The 16,056-nt window shown below is 64.0% G+C and carries 16 protein-coding genes and 1 tRNA gene; 11 read left to right on the top strand and 6 right to left on the bottom strand.

The window, feature by feature from the left end; genetic code table 11:
* Positions 1-286: 286 nt before the first annotated feature.
* Together OZ411_RS27795 and OZ411_RS27800 are read right to left on the bottom strand one after the other, a co-directional pair.
* Complete coding sequence (locus OZ411_RS27795) at positions 287-1,453, bottom strand: cytochrome P450 (RefSeq protein ID WP_282530508.1); 1,167 nt, start codon at positions 1,451-1,453, stop codon at positions 287-289.
* A gap of 84 nt (positions 1,454-1,537) precedes the next feature.
* On the bottom strand, positions 1,538-2,314 hold the full coding sequence (locus tag OZ411_RS27800) for a LuxR C-terminal-related transcriptional regulator (protein WP_282530509.1): 777 nt from the start codon (positions 2,312-2,314) through the stop codon (positions 1,538-1,540).
* Between the two features lie 231 nt (positions 2,315-2,545).
* On the opposite strand from OZ411_RS27800, the gene OZ411_RS27805 reads away from it, so the two are divergent.
* Genes OZ411_RS27805 through OZ411_RS27820 form a run of 4 tightly spaced genes read left to right on the top strand, consistent with a single transcriptional unit; the run spans position 2,546 to position 6,518 of the window.
* Positions 2,546-3,694 (top strand): ABC transporter substrate-binding protein, encoded by a 1,149-nt coding sequence (locus tag OZ411_RS27805; RefSeq protein ID WP_282530510.1) that lies wholly within the window; start codon positions 2,546-2,548, stop codon positions 3,692-3,694.
* A 23-nt stretch (positions 3,695-3,717) separates the two neighbouring features.
* Positions 3,718-4,932, top strand: coding sequence for a cytochrome P450 (locus OZ411_RS27810; RefSeq protein WP_282530511.1), 1,215 nt, complete (start codon positions 3,718-3,720; stop codon positions 4,930-4,932).
* A gap of 11 nt (positions 4,933-4,943) precedes the next feature.
* Complete coding sequence (locus OZ411_RS27815; protein WP_282530512.1) at positions 4,944-5,267, top strand: 2Fe-2S iron-sulfur cluster-binding protein; 324 nt, start codon at positions 4,944-4,946, stop codon at positions 5,265-5,267.
* A 39-nt stretch (positions 5,268-5,306) separates the two neighbouring features.
* Positions 5,307-6,518 (top strand): ABC transporter substrate-binding protein, encoded by a 1,212-nt coding sequence (locus OZ411_RS27820; protein WP_282530513.1) that lies wholly within the window; start codon positions 5,307-5,309, stop codon positions 6,516-6,518.
* An 80-nt stretch (positions 6,519-6,598) separates the two neighbouring features.
* On the opposite strand, the gene OZ411_RS27825 is transcribed toward OZ411_RS27820, so the two are convergent.
* Positions 6,599-6,675: transfer RNA gene (locus tag OZ411_RS27825), tRNA-Arg, on the bottom strand.
* Positions 6,676-6,974: 299 nt separating this feature from the next.
* On the opposite strand from OZ411_RS27825, the gene OZ411_RS27830 reads away from it, so the two are divergent.
* Positions 6,975-8,324 (top strand): globin-coupled sensor protein, encoded by a 1,350-nt coding sequence (locus OZ411_RS27830; protein WP_282530514.1) that lies wholly within the window; start codon positions 6,975-6,977, stop codon positions 8,322-8,324.
* Between the two features lie 362 nt (positions 8,325-8,686).
* A complete protein-coding gene (locus tag OZ411_RS27835; protein WP_282530515.1) occupies positions 8,687-9,304 on the top strand; it encodes a hypothetical protein in 618 nt (205 codons plus the stop codon).
* A 115-nt stretch (positions 9,305-9,419) separates the two neighbouring features.
* Here OZ411_RS27835 and OZ411_RS27840 read toward each other — a convergent pair whose 3' ends face one another.
* Together OZ411_RS27840 and OZ411_RS27845 are read right to left on the bottom strand one after the other, a co-directional pair.
* Positions 9,420-9,638: a hypothetical protein gene (locus OZ411_RS27840; protein WP_282530516.1), complete on the bottom strand. Its 219-nt coding sequence runs from the start codon at positions 9,636-9,638 to the stop codon at positions 9,420-9,422.
* Positions 9,639-9,698: 60 nt separating this feature from the next.
* A complete protein-coding gene (locus OZ411_RS27845; protein WP_282530517.1) occupies positions 9,699-10,703 on the bottom strand; it encodes a 2-dehydropantoate 2-reductase in 1,005 nt (334 codons plus the stop codon).
* Positions 10,704-10,849: 146 nt separating this feature from the next.
* On the opposite strand from OZ411_RS27845, the gene OZ411_RS27850 reads away from it, so the two are divergent.
* Entirely contained in the window at positions 10,850-11,455 is a 606-nt protein-coding gene (locus OZ411_RS27850; RefSeq protein WP_282530518.1) for a YidB family protein, read from the top strand.
* A gap of 50 nt (positions 11,456-11,505) precedes the next feature.
* The gene (locus tag OZ411_RS27855) at positions 11,506-11,784 is read left to right on the top strand and encodes a GlsB/YeaQ/YmgE family stress response membrane protein (RefSeq protein ID WP_130583799.1); all 279 of its coding nucleotides are present in this window, start codon (positions 11,506-11,508) and stop codon (positions 11,782-11,784) included.
* Positions 11,785-11,913: 129 nt separating this feature from the next.
* Here the strand turns inward: OZ411_RS27855 and OZ411_RS27860 are convergent, their stop codons facing one another.
* Entirely contained in the window at positions 11,914-12,696 is a 783-nt protein-coding gene (locus OZ411_RS27860; protein ID WP_282530519.1) for an SDR family oxidoreductase, read from the bottom strand.
* A 266-nt stretch (positions 12,697-12,962) separates the two neighbouring features.
* Between OZ411_RS27860 and OZ411_RS27865 the strand changes: the two genes are divergently transcribed.
* The 3 genes from OZ411_RS27865 to OZ411_RS27875 are packed head-to-tail and all read left to right on the top strand — an operon-like array spanning position 12,963 to position 16,046.
* Positions 12,963-14,030 carry an acyl-CoA dehydrogenase family protein gene (locus OZ411_RS27865; protein WP_282530520.1) on the top strand — a complete coding sequence of 356 codons (1,068 nt, stop codon included), beginning with the start codon at positions 12,963-12,965 and terminating at the stop codon, positions 14,028-14,030.
* A gap of 15 nt (positions 14,031-14,045) precedes the next feature.
* Positions 14,046-15,206, top strand: coding sequence for an acyl-CoA dehydrogenase family protein (locus OZ411_RS27870; RefSeq protein WP_282530521.1), 1,161 nt, complete (start codon positions 14,046-14,048; stop codon positions 15,204-15,206).
* 39 nt (positions 15,207-15,245) lie between these two features.
* Positions 15,246-16,046 carry an enoyl-CoA hydratase/isomerase family protein gene (locus tag OZ411_RS27875; RefSeq protein ID WP_282530522.1) on the top strand — a complete coding sequence of 267 codons (801 nt, stop codon included), beginning with the start codon at positions 15,246-15,248 and terminating at the stop codon, positions 16,044-16,046.
* Positions 16,047-16,056 lie beyond the last annotated feature (10 nt).

Below are 16,056 nucleotides of genomic sequence, written 5' to 3' on the forward strand. Positions count from 1 at the left end.
CCGCGCCGCTACCCGCGATGGTCAGACGAAGCAAATCACGCCGAGGAATTTTTCGCTCAGGGTTTTCCTTCTCAGGATATTCCTTCATCGCGGCGCGCTCCCAAAACCAGGTTCGCTATTCGCTACGCTACTCCGCGCGATGCCGGACTTCAATTGCGAACCGATCACCTCGCAGTGCAGCAAGCGTTACCATCCGCGCACCGCGACAGCCGGTCGCATCCAGTCGGAAAAACCTGGACGTGCCGTTCTCTGTAGCTATCCGTTAAAAGCGAATCTCTTGAGGTGCCTAACCCCATGCAACAGGTAAATTGAGCAACCCGCGAAACGCCCAGCCGCCGATCCGCACAGGCTCGTTCTCGACGATGCGGAGGTTCTTCAGTCTGGCAAAGACAGCCGGAAGCGCAACATCGGCGACCATGGCGCGCGAGGCCCAGGCGCCGGCGCAGAAATGCGGGCCGGCGCCGAACGCGATGCTTTTGCTGGTGTCGCGTCCAAGGTCGAACTCATCAGCGCGTTCGAAATGCTTTTCGTCGCGGTTTGCCGAGCCGAACATCAGGAACACCCGATCCTCGGGCGCAAAGGCGACGTCACGGATTTGCCACGGCTTGGCGATGCGGCGGGGCGACATGCCGATCGGCGAGATCCAGCGGGCATATTCCTCGAATGCCTGCATCCAGGGAATCTTGCCATCCATGACCGATCTCAGTTGATCGGGGTGCGTCAGCAGTGCCCAGGCGGTGCCTGCGATCGCATCCCGCGGTTCGTTTTGACCACCGCTGATCGAAAGCTTGATGTTGGCGCGCACGCTCTCCATCGGCATGCCGGATGCGAGCATCACGCCGAGCAGGCTTTGATCGGGCTTCTTGCTGAGCACCGGCAGCATATCATCGATGGCCGCATCGATGCCCGAAGTCGCGGCGTGACAGCGCGCCTCGACGGCGGGGTCTCCAATATAATTGGCGATGCCGTCGATCATCCCCTGCGACCACGCGTTCATGTCCTGAAAGCGCATGTTGGTCAGCCCGGTGATCGATTTCAAACACTCCGCCGAGAACGGCAGCGCGAAGTCGCGCACGAAATCGCATGCACCCGCGGGCTCGAGCTCGGCGATGATGCGGTCGGCATGGGCCTGGAATTGCGCCGTCCAGTAAGATTTGACGGTCTTCGGAGATACCGCAGGAAAGATCGCCTTCCGCTCCGACAGGTGCGCCTCGCCGTCCTTGCGCATCATGTTGTGGCCCATCAGCCTGTTCATCAGGCCTGCGGGCTGGTGCGATGAGAAGACGTCGATCTGCTTTTCCGAGATGAAGATGTCCTCGCGACTGCAGAGCAGCGTGCTGCCGAGCTGCGGCACGAATGCGATCGGGGCATCCTGACGCAACTTTGCAAGCGTCGGATAAGGATCGCTCCAGAATGCCGCGACGTCGATATCGATACGAGGCGCAGTGCTCACGGTTTGGCCCTCCGGGTATTCCTCAAGCGTACCCGAGGAGTCGGAGAGACGTCTGTCCCGCTGGTTGGGGACAGGAACTCCCGGCTAATGCGCGGAGCGGGGCAGCGCCATCAGGCGCAATGCAATGCTGAACAGTTCGTTTTGCGACGAAATACCGAGCTTCTCATAGGCTCGCTTGCGATAGGTGAAGGTCGAGTGCAGGCTGATCCCGAGATCCGCCGCGATCGCCTCGGACCCATAGCCCGACAGGATCCGCAGGCAGACGTCCTTCTCCCGGCCGGTCAGCCTGAGGAACGGCTCGCGGGTCGCAAACAGCGTCTGCAGTTTTGTCGGAGCCTCCGCGACAACCTCCTCCTGACAGTGACGCGCCACGATCGCGGTGATGGCCGGCGCCATGTTGCAGAGACGTGTGGCCTCACTGCGCGTAAACCGGCCTTGCTCCGTGGTCCGGTAGAAGTTCACGTAGAAACAGGCGCTGTCGACCCAGATCGCGGCAGCGATCTTGTCGACGATCTCTGCGTCCTCAAAAAACATCTTCCGATAGCTGTCGCTATACATGCGGCGGGAAAAGCTCGGCAGGACGATCGGGCGAGGTGCCGCTCGTTGGTGCAGGATCGTCTCCCGGTTCGGATCGGCCAGATGAAAGTGTTCGGAATACGCGGCGCCGAGGTCCGGCCCGATGCCGATGTTTCCGATTCCCAGCGCGCAACGCGCCGTCCGCTCCGTCTCAAAGGCAAACACCATGCAATGGCCGACACCGGCCACGGCCCGAACCGTATCCATCAGGACCTGCGAGAACGAAGGCCGGCCGATGGCAAGCACCATCGGCGCAAGGACGCCTGACGAATCTCCCGGTTCCATCGCTCCTGTCCCCATCGCTTCCTCCGAATTTTTCTTCAAGCCTATCAGCAACATCCGCGGGTTTGAAGCGTCTCCTGCGACATCCCGCACCCCTTTTGGGCCGGCATGTGTCACCAATCAGGGGGACAGACGCACACCGCGAGACAGGCGATAATTGCAGAGCGCGGATGTGGCTGACGTCCTCGGCGTATCCGCGCGCCTTGAAAAAGAATTCTTGCGGGAGGGACTACAATGAGGCTGGGCCTTGCCGGGCTTTGGATCTTCGTGACCGCGGTTCTCTGCGCCTCGGACGCGAATGCGGACATCAAGGTTGGGATCGTTGTCTCCGCGTCCGGACCGGGCTCGGCGCTCGGACAACCACAGATGCGAACGGTTGCGGCACTGCCGAAGGAGATCGGCGGCGAAAAAGTCGTCTACATCCCGCTCGACGATGAATCGGATACCACCAAGGGCGTCCAGAACGCCCGGCGCCTGGTGATCCAGGACGGTGTCGACATCCTGATCGGATCGTCGCTGACACCAGTGACGATGCCGATGCTCGATATCGCCATGGAATCGAAAACCCCGATCATCTCGCTGGCGGCTGCGACGGCCATCGTCCAGCCGATGGATGACCGCCGCAAATGGGCGTTCAAGGTCGTGCCGAACGATGACCTGATGGCGGCGGCCATTCTCAAACATATCGCGAAGTCGGGCATCAAGACGCTGGGCTATATCGGGGTTTCGGATGGATATGGCGAAGGCTATTACAAGGAGGTCAGCCGGCTCGCTCCGACGCTTGGCCTGACGGTGACGACGCATGAAGTTTATGCGCGCGCCGACACCAGCGTCACGGGCCAGGCTTTGAAGGTGATGGCGACCAATCCGGAGGCGGTGTTCGTCGCATCCGCGGGCACGCCGGCCGTATTGCCCCAACAAGCCCTCCGCGAACGGGGCTATGCCGGCAAGATTTTCCAGACCCATGGCGTCGCGACCGAAGAGTTCATCAAGCTCGGTGGCGCCAATGTCGAAGGCGCGGTGTTTACCGGGGAAGCGTTCACCATCGCGGAGGACCTGCCGGCGAACGATCCGTTCCGGCTGGTCCGGGAGGAGCTTGTCTCTGCCTACGAAAAGGCGAATGGACAGAAGCCCAACATCTTCGCCGCGCATTTGTGGGATGCCGTCGCGCTGTTCAAGAGGGCGGCGGCAAACGCCTTGAAGACCGCCAAGCCGGGCACGCCGGAATTCCGGGCTGCGCTGCGCGACGAGCTTGAACGCGGCAAGGACGTCTATTTGAACAACGGGCTGTCCACCATGAGTCCGACCGACCACAATGGCTACGACGAGCGTTCCGCCTTTCTCATCAAAGTGGATGGTGGAAAATTCCGGCTGGTGCGATAGGGCAAGCAAGAGGGAGGACTTGAATGAGCACACTCGGCTCCTCTTCCACGACCAGCACCGTTCCGCATCTGGACGTTGATCCCTTTGCGATCGAGTTCTTCGCCGATCCTTTCCCGATCCATGAGGTCCTGCGGGAGGCGGGGCCGGTCGTGTATCTGGATAAGTGGAACGTCTACGGCGTTGCGCGCTACGCCGAAGTCCATGCGGTGCTGAACGATCCTGCGACCTTCTGCTCCAGCCGCGGCGTCGGCCTGAGCGATTTCAAGAAGGAGAAGCCATGGCGGCCGCCGAGCCTGATTCTCGAAGCCGATCCGCCCGCCCATACCCGGATGCGCGCCGTGCTCAGCCGCGTGCTGTCCCCTAGCGTCATGAAGCAAGTGCGCGACGGCTTCACTGCTGCCGCCGAAGCGAGGGTCGACGCGCTATTGGACAAGCGCAGTTTCGATGCGATCGAGGATCTTGCGGAAGCCTATCCGCTCTCGGTCTTCCCGGATGCGCTCGGACTGAAGGCCGAGGGCCGCGAGCATCTGCTCCCTTATGCCAGCCTGGTGTTCAACGCGTTCGGTCCGCCTAACCAGCTACGGCAGGAGGCGATCGAACGCTCGGCGCCGCACCAGGCCTATATTGCCGAGCAATGCCAGCGCGAAAACCTCGCGCCCGACGGCTTTGGCGCCTGCATCCACGCGCGCGTCGACGAAGGCGAGATCACCGCCGCCGAGGCGCCGCTCCTGGTGCGCTCGCTGCTGTCGGCCGGCCTCGATACGACCGTCAACGGCCTCGGTGCGGCGATCTATTGCTTGGCGCGCTTTCCGGATCAATGGCAATTGCTGCGCAACAATCCGATGCTGGCGCGCAACGCCTTCGAGGAGGCGGTGCGTTTCGAAAGCCCTGTTCAGACCTTCTTCCGCACCACGACGAGAGAGGTCGAACTCGGCGGCGCGCCGGTCGGCGAGGGCGAGAAGGTGCTGATGTTCCTCGGCGCGGCCAATCGCGATCCGCGGCGCTGGGACCAGCCTGACAGCTACGACATCAACCGGCGCACCAGCGGCCATGTCGGCTTCGGCTCGGGAATCCACATGTGCGTCGGCCAGCTCGTGGCCCGCCTCGAAGGCGAGGTGATGCTGTCGGCGTTGGCGCGCCGCGTCGCGAAAATCGAGATCACGGGCGAGCCGAAGCGCCGCTTCAACAACACGCTGCGCGGGCTCGACAGCCTGCCCGTTACGATCACTCCGGCATGACGAGAGACGCGATGACTGCGATCACCTTCATTCATCCCAATGGCCGAAGCGATCGGGTCGAGACCGGCAACGGCGAGAGCGCGATGCAGGCCGCGACCCGTCACGGGCTGGATGGCATCCTGGCCGAATGCGGCGGCAACGCCATGTGCGCCACCTGCCATGTCTATGTCGACGATGGCTGGCTTGCGCGCCTCCCGCCGATGGGCGACGAGGAAGACGCCTTGCTCGACGGCACCGCCTGCGACCGCCTGCCGAGCAGCCGTCTGTCCTGCCAGATCAGGATGACACCCGACCTCAATGGGCTCGTGCTGCGCCTGCCGGAACGGCAGGTCTGAGCAACGATCGGCTGCGAGGACATGACCGGGGAGAGGATGATGAAGCGGCTGGGCTGGACCCTTGTGCTACTCGGAAGCCTGACGGCGAGCGCAGCGAGCGCCGAGATCTCCGACAACATCGTGCGCATCGGCGTGCTCAATGACATCTCCGGCATCTTCCAGGACACCAATGGCATGGGCTCGGTGGAAGCTGCGCGGATGGCGGCGGAGGATTTCGCCGGCGGGGGCAAGAACATCAAGGTCGAGATCGTCTATGCCGATCATCAGAACAAGGCGGATGTCGGGTCCGCGATCGCGCGCAAATGGCTCGACGTCGACGGGGTCGACGCGATCGTCGACGTCCCGAATTCGGCCGTCGGCCTCACCATCAATTCGCTGCTTCGCGGCACGCGAATGACCTTCCTGGCGTCCTCGACGGCAAGCTCTGACCTGACCGGCAAGGCCTGCTCGCCCAACACCATTCAGTGGGTCAACGACGCCTGGGCCACCGGCAACACCACGGCCGCGGCCATGATGCAGCGCGGCGGCAAAGACTGGTACTTCGTCACGGTGAACTATGCGCTAGGGCAAGGCATCGAGGCGGAAGCGACCAGCTACATCGAAAAGCACGGCGGCAAGGTGCTGGGATCGAGCAAGCATCCGCTCGGCACCTCGGACTTCGCGTCGTTCCTGCTGCAGGCCCAGAACTCCAAGGCCAAGGTTATCGGGCTCGCCAATGCCGGCGGCGACACCATCAACGCGGTCAAGCAGGCTGCCGAGTTTGGCATCCAGGAAGGCGGCCAGACACTGGTCGCGTTCCTGCTGTTCATCAATGACGTGCACGGCATGGGACTGAAGGTCGCGCAGGGACTTCAGCTCCTGGAAGCCTTCTACTGGGACATGGACGACGATACCCGCGCCTTCGCCAAGCGATTCGCCGCGCGACCGGGCATGAACGGCAAGATGCCCAGCGGCAACCAGGCCGGCGTCTACGCCTCAACTCTGGCCTATCTCAACGCGGTCGCCGCAACGGCAAGCGACGATGCCAAAGAGGTCGTGCCTCAAATGAAGAAGCTCAGAGACAAAGACAAGCTTTTCGGCGACGTCGCCATCCGCCAGGACGGCCGGGTCATTCACCCGCTCTATCTGTTCGAGATCAAGAAGCCCGAGCAGTCCAAATACCCCTACGACTACTACAAACTGATCGCGACCATCCCGGCCGAACAGGCATTCCGGCCGATGGCGGACGGCGGCTGTTCGCTGGTGAAGTAGGAGAGGTCCTGAAATCGGCGGAACGGATGCAGTACGTCAAGAACTGCCCGTCTTTATCGGGATTCCTGCGTCCGGAAGAATGGCGATCCCGGGAAGACTCGAACTTCCGACCTACGGTTTAGGAAACCGCCGCTCTATCCGGCTGAGCTACGGGACCGCGAACCCCTCTCTCGGAGCTTCGGCACCTCATAGCAGACTGAAAGTCCGATCGCCAGACTCCGCGGCGGTCGGCGCCGCTCGCGGCTGATCGCGTGAGAAAGGGTTCCGGCGCGCTGTCCGTACCTGGTCGAAGGGCCGCTTCCGCGAATACGCGCGCGCCAGATGTGAACAACAAGTTAACCGGCTGACCTGCCTTGCTTGAGCCAGATCAAGGTCATCTGGCTCGAATCGCGCAAGAATCCGGAGCGGCCGCTTTCGGCCGTCCCCACCTCACTCCTTCCCCATCCGGAGCACTCTGTGAATAGCGCCGGCAGCCTTGCCACCCGTCTCGCCTTCCATCGCATCGACCATCACGCCACTGCCTTGTTGCGCGAGGCGCGCAGCCTTGTCATCGACGCGCTGCCCGGGATCCTTGACCGCTTCTACGATCACGTCAGTCGCTTCGCGCAGACCGCGCGCTTCTTCCGCAGCCGCGAGCACATGATGCATGCCAAGCAGATGCAGATAAAGCACTGGTCCATCATTCTGGAGGGACGCTTTGACGCCGACTATGAAGCATCCGTGACGCGGATCGGCGAGATTCACAACAAGCTCGGGCTCGAGCCGAGCTGGTATATCGGCGGCTACAATGCGCTGTTGTCGGATCTCGTGAGCGAGGTCGCGATCCGCATGCCGATGCGCATGCTGAGTCGCGGCTCCGCAGCGAAGCAGGCCGCGATGCAGCGCGCGATCGTCAACGCGGCGCTGCTCGACATGGATATTGCGCTTGCCGTCTACACCGAGGCCGAACGCCGCGACCGGCGGCAGATGCTGGACCGGCTGGCGACGGATTTCGAGACCGCGATCGGCGGCGTCGTCGGCATTGTCGCCTCCGCATCCGCCGAGCTGCAGGCGGCGGCGCAATCGCTGCAGGGCGCGACCGATCGCACCTCGGCGAAGTCGGGTCTGGTCACGGTGGCCTCGCGCGAGGCAACGACGAATGTCAACGCGGTCGCCGCCGCGGTCGAGCAACTCACCAATTCGATCCGCGAGATCGGCGCGCGCGTCACCGATTCGGCCCGGATCGCGACGGAGGCGACTGCGGCAATCAATGCCGCCGGCGACAAGATGCAGAAGCTCTCGGCCGCCGCCCAGCAGATCGGCACCATCGTCCATCTCATCACCGACATTGCCGGCCAGACCAACCTGCTCGCGCTCAACGCCACCATCGAGGCGGCGCGCGCCGGCGACGCCGGGCGCGGTTTTGCCGTGGTTGCGCAGGAGGTCAAATCGCTCGCCGAGCAGACCGCCAAGGCGACGGCCGACATCGCCGCGCAGATCGGCGACATCCAGCAATCGACCACGGAGTCGGCAAGCGCCATCGGCGATATCGTCGGCGTGATCCGCTCGATGGGCGAAGTGTCGACCGCGATCGCCTCCGCCGTCGAGCAGCAGGACGCCGCCACCAGCGAGATCTCGCGCAACATCCAGCAGGCGGCCGTCGGCACCAGGGACGTGTCTGAGAATATCGAGGACGTCACGCATGCCGCCGAGGAGAGCGGCGGCAGCGCATCGAATGTGCTCGATGCGGCGGGCGAATTGTCGCGGCAGTCGGAGCTGCTGCGCAATGAAGTGTCAAAATTCCTCGCGACCGTGAAGGCCGCCTGAGAACGTTCCGAGCAGACGCCGCTGTGGTTCTGCATCCTGGGCGGGGCGGAAAACGGTGGCGGCCGGGCGAGGTAAGCGAAATCCTCGTCGCTGTCGCGTGGGTTCCATCCGGACCCAAGCCCATTGTGTGAATCGCGGCGACAACGACCGCGGCCAGCTTGCGTGCCGTCCTTCGCCTTGAAATTTCTTGAAAATCTTAATCGAAGCCAAGCGTGACCGGGTGCGCTATGAGACCTCGCCCACACCCTGTGGACGCACGGTTCCACCGTGACAAGCGCCATCAAAATGACGACAATCCGCCCAACTCTCTCGCCCGTCCGAATCTGGCTGGGAATGCCTCTGTGATCGCCTCGCGTTTGCTAATGCTCAGTGTTGCCGCCACCGCCGGTGCAGCCGTGCTTGCGCCCGCGCGCGTCGACGCGCAATGGTGGCGCGGCACGCCGAGGGATTTCGAGGAATGCGCCGACGTCGCCGAGAAGGCGAAGACCAAGGAAGACAAGACCTCGCAGCTTGGCGACTGCAACGCGAAATTCGCCGGCCGCCGCAAGCCCGGCGGCGGCTACACTTATTATGACTTCCTGCAGGACCGCTCATTCGACATCTCCGGCCCCAACCCGACGCCGGAGGAGCAGAAGAAGATCGACCAGGAATATGCACGCTATCTGGAAAAGCAGCGCCGCGAGAGCATGACCGCGGCGCTCGCCTTGAAGCAGCAGCAGGAAGCGCAAGCGCAGCAACCGCCAATGCAACCGCCCGCGCAGCCGGACGTCCAGAAGGTGACATTGCGGACCGAGACGGTGCGGGTGCCGGTGCCGGTGGCAAGCCCGGTCAAGCGGGCCGAGCGCATCAGAGCCGCAAAATGCGCCAAGGACTCGTTTTCCTGCGACTGGCCGCGGGTCTCCGCGAGCTGGAACGAGTTCAAGAAGATTTTCGCCCCGCAGCCGCCGGCGCCGCCCGCCAAGGCGAAGCAGCGGAGCTGATCCATTCGGAATTGTAGTAGCCCGGGTGAAGCGAAAGCGTAACCCGGGGCCGCCCCCGCCTAAGGCAAAGATCCCGGGTTGCGTTTCGCTCCACCCGGGCTACGACGTGCCCTAACTAGCGCGGATGGGTCCGCTTGGCGCGGTGCGGCGCGACCGGCTTGCGGGCAGGCGCAACCGGATCAAAGGTCGGCGCCCGCGATGCCGCGCGGCTCTCCTGCAATCGTGCGTCATAGCCCGGCGAAGGGACGACCGTCGGCGGCGCGGCATGGGACGCCGCGACTGAACCTAGAGTCAGGGTCACAACCGACCACAGTGCGGTGGCGATCCGTCTCATCGATCCTCCTTCATCATGTCCTCATTGAAAGTCGTGCGGGACCGACGCCGTTTCAAGGCATCAGCCTCGGATCTGCTCGACCGTCAACCCGGGCGAGCCCTTGCCCGCCGCCTCGGCCTGCTTGACCAGTTCGACGATACGCCGCGACAGCGGCGCCTTCAGGCCGCGCCGGTCGGCGATATCTGTGATGACGCCCTGCAGATAATCGATCTCGGTGCGGCGCCCGCGCTTGAGATCTTCCCACATCGAGGAGCGCGCCTGCGGATCGATCTTCATGGTGCGCCCGAGCAGTGCCCCGAAGATCGTATCGGGTAGCCGCAACAGCGGCGGCATCAGCCCAGGCGGAATCGGCGTCGGCGACACCGGCCTGATGCCTTCCGCCTTGATCACCGCGAGCCCCTCCGCCATCTGGTCGGCGAACAGCTTTCGCCAGCTTCGCTGCGCGAGCTGCCGGCGCAGCGGGACGTCGGAGAGCGCATTCAGCGCGTTGTTGAGATTGACGATCAGCTTGCCCCACTGCACGCGGTCAATATTGTCGGTGGCGCGCATCGCAAGGCCCGGCACCGATAATCGTTGCGCCGTGCCCGCCGCATCCCGTTCGACGACGATCGCGCCTGATGTCGAGCGGTGAAACCTGCCCTCGCCGAGCCCGACCACGTTGAACGGCACCATCCCGCCCAGCACCTTTCGCCCGGGCAAACGCTGGCGCAACAGGCCGACATTGCCGACGCCGTTCTGCAGGCTGACGATATCAGCGTCTTCAGGCGCGTGGCCGGCGATGATGTCGGCCATATCAGCGGTATCCGCGCTCTTGACCGTGACCAGCACCGTGCCGGCGTCGTCAAAAATCGAGGGATCGTCCGACAGCGTGATTTCATTCGCGGCAAGCCTTTGCTCCGACCCGTCGAAGCCGGTCAGCCGCAGCCCGTTACCCCTGATTTCATCGATCACGCGCGGCCGCGCCAACAGCGCCACCTTGCGGCCGGCGGCAGCCAGCATGCCGCCGACAAAACAGCCGATGCTGCCGGCGCCGGCGATCCCGATCGGTCGATCTAAAGCATTCATCCGCCGTTCAACCTCGTGACCATAATCGATAGCAGAGTTGGTATTTTGTGCCTACCGAACGGAAGCCGCAGCTTGCGGCCGTGCCTTGTAACCGTCATGGGCGGCCGTTATGTTTTCGGCGCGGGGCAGATACGCGGGAGAAGACGATGGGTTTACTCGACGTACTCAACGGCATGCAGAATGGCCCGCGCGGGCCCAGCACGCCGAGCGCCGAATCCGACAAGGGCGGCATGTCGCCAATGACCATGGCCATCCTGGCACTGCTGGCCTGGAAGGCGGTCAAGCATTTCACCAATCAGCCCGGCGAGGCCCCACGGCAGGCGCCGACGCCGACGCCACCTCAGACACCCGCTCCCCCGCCCGGCAACGTCGTGGCCGCAGGCCTTCCCGGCGGTCCCGCCGGCGGCGGACTGAGCGACCTTCTCAAGGGCGGCCTTGGCGGACTGCTCGCGGGTGGTGCGGCCGGCACCGTCCTGAGCGGCGGGCTCGGCGATCTCCTCAAGCAACTCCAGGACAAGGGCCTTGGTGACCACGCCGATTCCTGGGTCAGCAACGGCCCGAACAAGCAGGTCGCGCCGGGCGATCTCGCCAATGCGCTGGGTGCCGACCAGATCGACCAGATCTCCGCGCAGAGCGGAATGTCGCGCGACGACCTGCTCCGCGGCTTGAGCCAGTATTTGCCCGACGCCATCAATCATCTGACGCCGGACGGCCGGTTGCCGAACGACGATGAAATCTCGAGGCGGATCTAATTGCGACCGTGTGAAGCGGTGATCTCTCGTTTCAGGAAAGGACGACCGCCATGAGCGGCATTCTCTGGATCATTATCGTCGGCTTTGTCGCCGGCATCATCGCGCGGTTCCTGTCGCCGGGACCGAACAACCCGAGCGGGTTTATCCTGACCACGGTGCTCGGCATCGCCGGCGCGTTCCTCGCAACCTGGATAGGTCAGGCCATCGGCCATTACAGCCCCGACCAGGGCGCCGGCTTCATCACCGCCACGATCGGCGCGCTGGTGGTGCTGTTCATCTGGAACCGGCTGGTGGCGAGCGGCGTCATTCCCGATCCCGGCAGGCGGTAGTCGTTCGCCGCTTTGAGCGCGCACGTAGGGGTGGGCAAAGCGCAGCGTGCCCACCTTTCTCGCACGGTCCGTGGATGGTGGGCACGCTGCGCTTTGCCCACCCCACCGCAGTGCTCTCGCAATCGACGATTATGCGATCAGATGCATCCCCGCATCCATGCGCACGCACTCGCCGGTCATGTTGCCCGAGGCCGGCGTCGCCAGGAAGCAGACGAGCTGCGCGATATCTTCGGCCGTTGAGGCGACCTTCAGCGGCACCCTCGCCACGACAGCATCGCGCACCTGCTTGGCGCCGGCTTCGCCGCGGCCCTTGGTGAACCAGGGCGTATCGATATAGCCGGGACAGACCGTGTTGACGCGAATGAGCGGCGCGAGCGCGCGCGACAGCGACAACGTCATGGTGTTGAGCGCGCCCTTGCTTGCAGCATAAGCGATCGAGGAGCCGACGCCGGAGATGCCCGCGACCGACGAGACATTCACCACCGCCGAGGCGCGCCCCGACGCGCTCGCGGCGGCTTCAAGAAGCGGACGGGTCGCGCGCACCATCTGGAACGGCCCGATCGTGTTCACCGCGTAGATGCGCTGGAAATCTTCCGCCGAGAGCCCGTCGAGATTGTCGTGCGCGACATGCTTGGTGGTGCCGGCATTGTTGATCAGCGCATCCAGCCTGCCCCAGGATGCCGCCGCGGCGGCGATCTTCCGACAATCCTCGTCGCACGACACGTCGCCCTGCACCACCACGACCTCGGCGCCGGCGCTGCGGCAGAGATCGGCGGTCTCCTCGGCTTCCTTCTTGCTGTTGGAATAGTTGACGACGACGCGCCCGCCGACCTTGGCCAGGATCTGCGCGGTCGCGGCCCCAAGGCCGGACGCCGAGCCCGTTACGATTGCATACAAACCATCCTTCGACATCCGCACTCCCTCTTTAGCTTTTGCGCTCAAAACGTTCCGGCGCTGGCATACCATATCGCGCACCCAGCGCGACAAGCCAGAACTCCGTTGCGTGGAATTTTTGCTTTCCGCACTATGGCTCGCATGCCGCCGCCGCAGGCGGCCCTGCGGACAGCGCTTGTCACGGCTATGGCTTTTCCGCATCATAAAGCGCAAGAACGGAACGCACTTGGCGCGACAGTTTGGCGCGTCCGAGACGTGCCAAATTCCATAACTTGAGGAACGCCGTGGCGGAGAGTGAGAATATCGTCGTCGAGACCGCAGAGAAAATCTTTGCCGATCTCGCCGACGCCCAGACCATCAACAGTGACAAGACGGGAAGCTGGAAAGCGCCACTCTGGCAGGCGCTGAGCGAGGCCGGCCTGCCGCTTGCCTGGGTGCCGGACGATCTCGGCGGCTCCGGCGCGAGTCTGGCCGATGGTTTTGCCGTGCTCAACGCCGCCGGCCGGTTTGCGGTCGCGGTCCCGCTCGCCGAGACCATGCTGGCTGGCTGGCTGTTCGCGCAAGCGAAGATCGCTTCTCCCGACGGCGAGATGACGGTGATCCCCGGGAGCCCAAAGGATCGCATCACGCTCAATGCCGATGGCAGCCTGTCCGGCCGCGCCCGCGGCGTGCCGTTTGCCAAAGCAGCAAAGCATTTCGCGGTGCTGGCGCATGGCAACAATGGCGGCATCTCGATCGCATTGGTCGACGCTGCCAAAGGCCGGATCGAGGCCGGCCTCAATGTCGGCTACGACAATTCGGACACCGTGACGCTGGACAAGGTCGAGCCTGTTACGATCAAGCCGGCGCCCAAGGGGTTTGACCAAGCCACGCTGATGCTGATGGGCGGCGTGGTCCGCAGCCTGCAGATCGCGGGCGCGCTGGAAGCGATGCTCGACATTTCCGTGCGCTATTCCAATGAGCGCGTCGCCTTCGAGAAGAAGATCTCGAAATTCCAGGCGGTGCAGCACAATCTCGCACGCCTCGCTGGCGAATCGGCCGCCGCGCTCGCCGCCGCTACCTCTGCTGCCGATGCCATCGCGAACGCGACCTCCTTCGACGACGCGGTGTACCTCGAAGCAGCGTCCGCCAAGATCCGCTGCGCGGAGGCGGCGGAGAAAGGGGGCGCCATCGCGCACCAGGTGCACGGCGCGATCGGCTTCACCATCGAGCACATCCTGCACCGCTATTCGCTGCGCGCGCTGGCCTGGCGCGACGACTTCGGCTCGGAAAGCCATTGGGCGGTCGAGCTCGGCAAGCGCGTCGCCGCCAGAGGCGCCGACGAATTGTGGCCGCTGGTGGCCTCGCGCTGATTTACGGAAAGAGCTATGACTGCAGCCCTACGTTTCGATCCGATCCGCCTGCCGCCCGAATGCGAGCGATTGCGTAAAGAAGTGCGCGCCTTCCTTGCCGAAGAGATCGCCGCCGGCACCTTTGATCCGAACAAGCCCAACCGCGAAGACACCGACGCACCGGAATTCTCGCGCCGTGTCGGCGCCAAGGGCTGGCTCGGCATGACCTGGCCAAAGAAATATGGCGGCCAGGAGCGCTCGTTCCTGGAGCGTTATGTGGTGACCGAGGAAATGCGGGTCGCCAACGCGCCGACACGACGCTTCTTCGTCGCCGACCGCCAGAGCGGACCGGTGCTGCTGAAATATGCGCCCGAGCATGTCAAGATGGACATCCTGCCGCGCATCTGCCGCGGCGAGCTGTGCTTTGCGATCGGCATGAGCGAGCCGAATTCCGGCTCGGACCTGTTCGCGGCGAAGACGCGCGCGACCAAGACCGATGGCGGCTATCTGATCAACGGCAGCAAGATCTGGACCTCCTCGGCGCATATCGCCGACTACATGATCGCGATCTTCCGCACCTCGCCGCCGACCAAGGAAAATCGCCGCCACGGCCTGACCCAGTTCCTGGTCAAGATGAAGCAACCAGGCATTCAGGTGAATCCGATCGGCCAGATCACCGGGCAGTACGAATTCAACGAAGTCGTCTTCACCGACTATTTCGTGCCCGACGATCACGTGCTCGGCGAGATTGACGGCGCCTGGAAGCAGGCGACGAGCGAGCTCGCCTATGAGCGCAGCGGCCCCGAGCGCTTCCTCGAGACTTACTACGTGCTGACCGAACTCGTGCGCGCCGTCGGCGACAAGCCGGACACCCGCAGCGCCGAAGGCATCGGCCGCCTGGTGGCGCAGCTACACACCATGCGCCGCATGTCGGTCTCGGTCGCCGGCATGCTGCAGGCCGGCAAGGAGCCGGTGGTGGAGGCGTCCATCGTCAAGGACATCGGCACCGTATGGGAGCAGCAATTGCCGCACCGGGTGCGCGACCTCGCCGCCTTCGTCGAGGAGACCGCATCCAACCGCGAGACGCTGGAGAAGCAGCTCGAGTTCGCGATCAGGACGGCGCCGAAACTGACGATCCAGGGCGGCACCACGGAAGTGCTCCGCGGCATCATTGCGCGCGGACTTGGTTTGCGCTAGGCGCGCGGCCGGCCTGCGCTAATTCAAAGGGGAACGCTCATGAGCAAATATACCGATATCGGCGTCGAGAAGCAGGGCCACGTCGGCCTGATCGAAATCCGCAAACCGCCGTTGAACTTCTTCGACGTCGCGCTGATCAATCAGATCGCGGATGCGCTCGAGGAATTCGACCGCGACATCGAGATCCGCAGCAGTGTGCTCGCCGCCAAAGGCAAGGCGTTCTGTGCCGGCGCCAATTTCAGCGATCCGGCACGGCAGGAGCAGGAAGCGCGCGCGGAGTCCGATCCGGCCGCCAATCTGCCGATCAACCATCTCTATGTGCAGGCGGTGCGCATCTTCCGCAACAAGAAGCCGATCGTCGCCGCCGTCCACGGCGCCGCCATCGGCGGCGGACTCGGACTTGCCGTCTCCGCAGACTTCCGCGTCACCTGCCCCGAGGCGCGCTTCTCGGCGAACTTCACCAAGCTCGGCTTCCATCCCGGCTTCGGATTGACATTCACGCTGCCCGAGTTGATCGGCAAGAACAATGCCGAATTGATGTTCTACACCAGCCGCCGCGTCACCGGCGAAGAGGCCTATCGCTGGGGGCTCGCCAACGTGCTGGTGCCGCAGGACCAGGTGCGATCAGAGGCGCTCAAGCTCGCGCAGGAGATCGCCGAATGCTCCCCTCTCGGCCTCATCTCCACCCGCGCCACCATGCGCGGTGACCTCGCCGACCGCGTGCTCGCAGCCACCAACCATGAACTGATCGAGCAGACCAGGCTGCGCGCCACGGAAGATTTCAAGGAAGGCGTCAAAGCCAGCGCCGAGCGCCGCGTCGCGAATTTCAAGGGGCGGTAACGCCGCTTGC

The organism is Bradyrhizobium sp. Arg237L (assembly GCF_029990105.1).
Classification (GTDB): domain Bacteria; phylum Pseudomonadota; class Alphaproteobacteria; order Rhizobiales; family Xanthobacteraceae; genus Bradyrhizobium.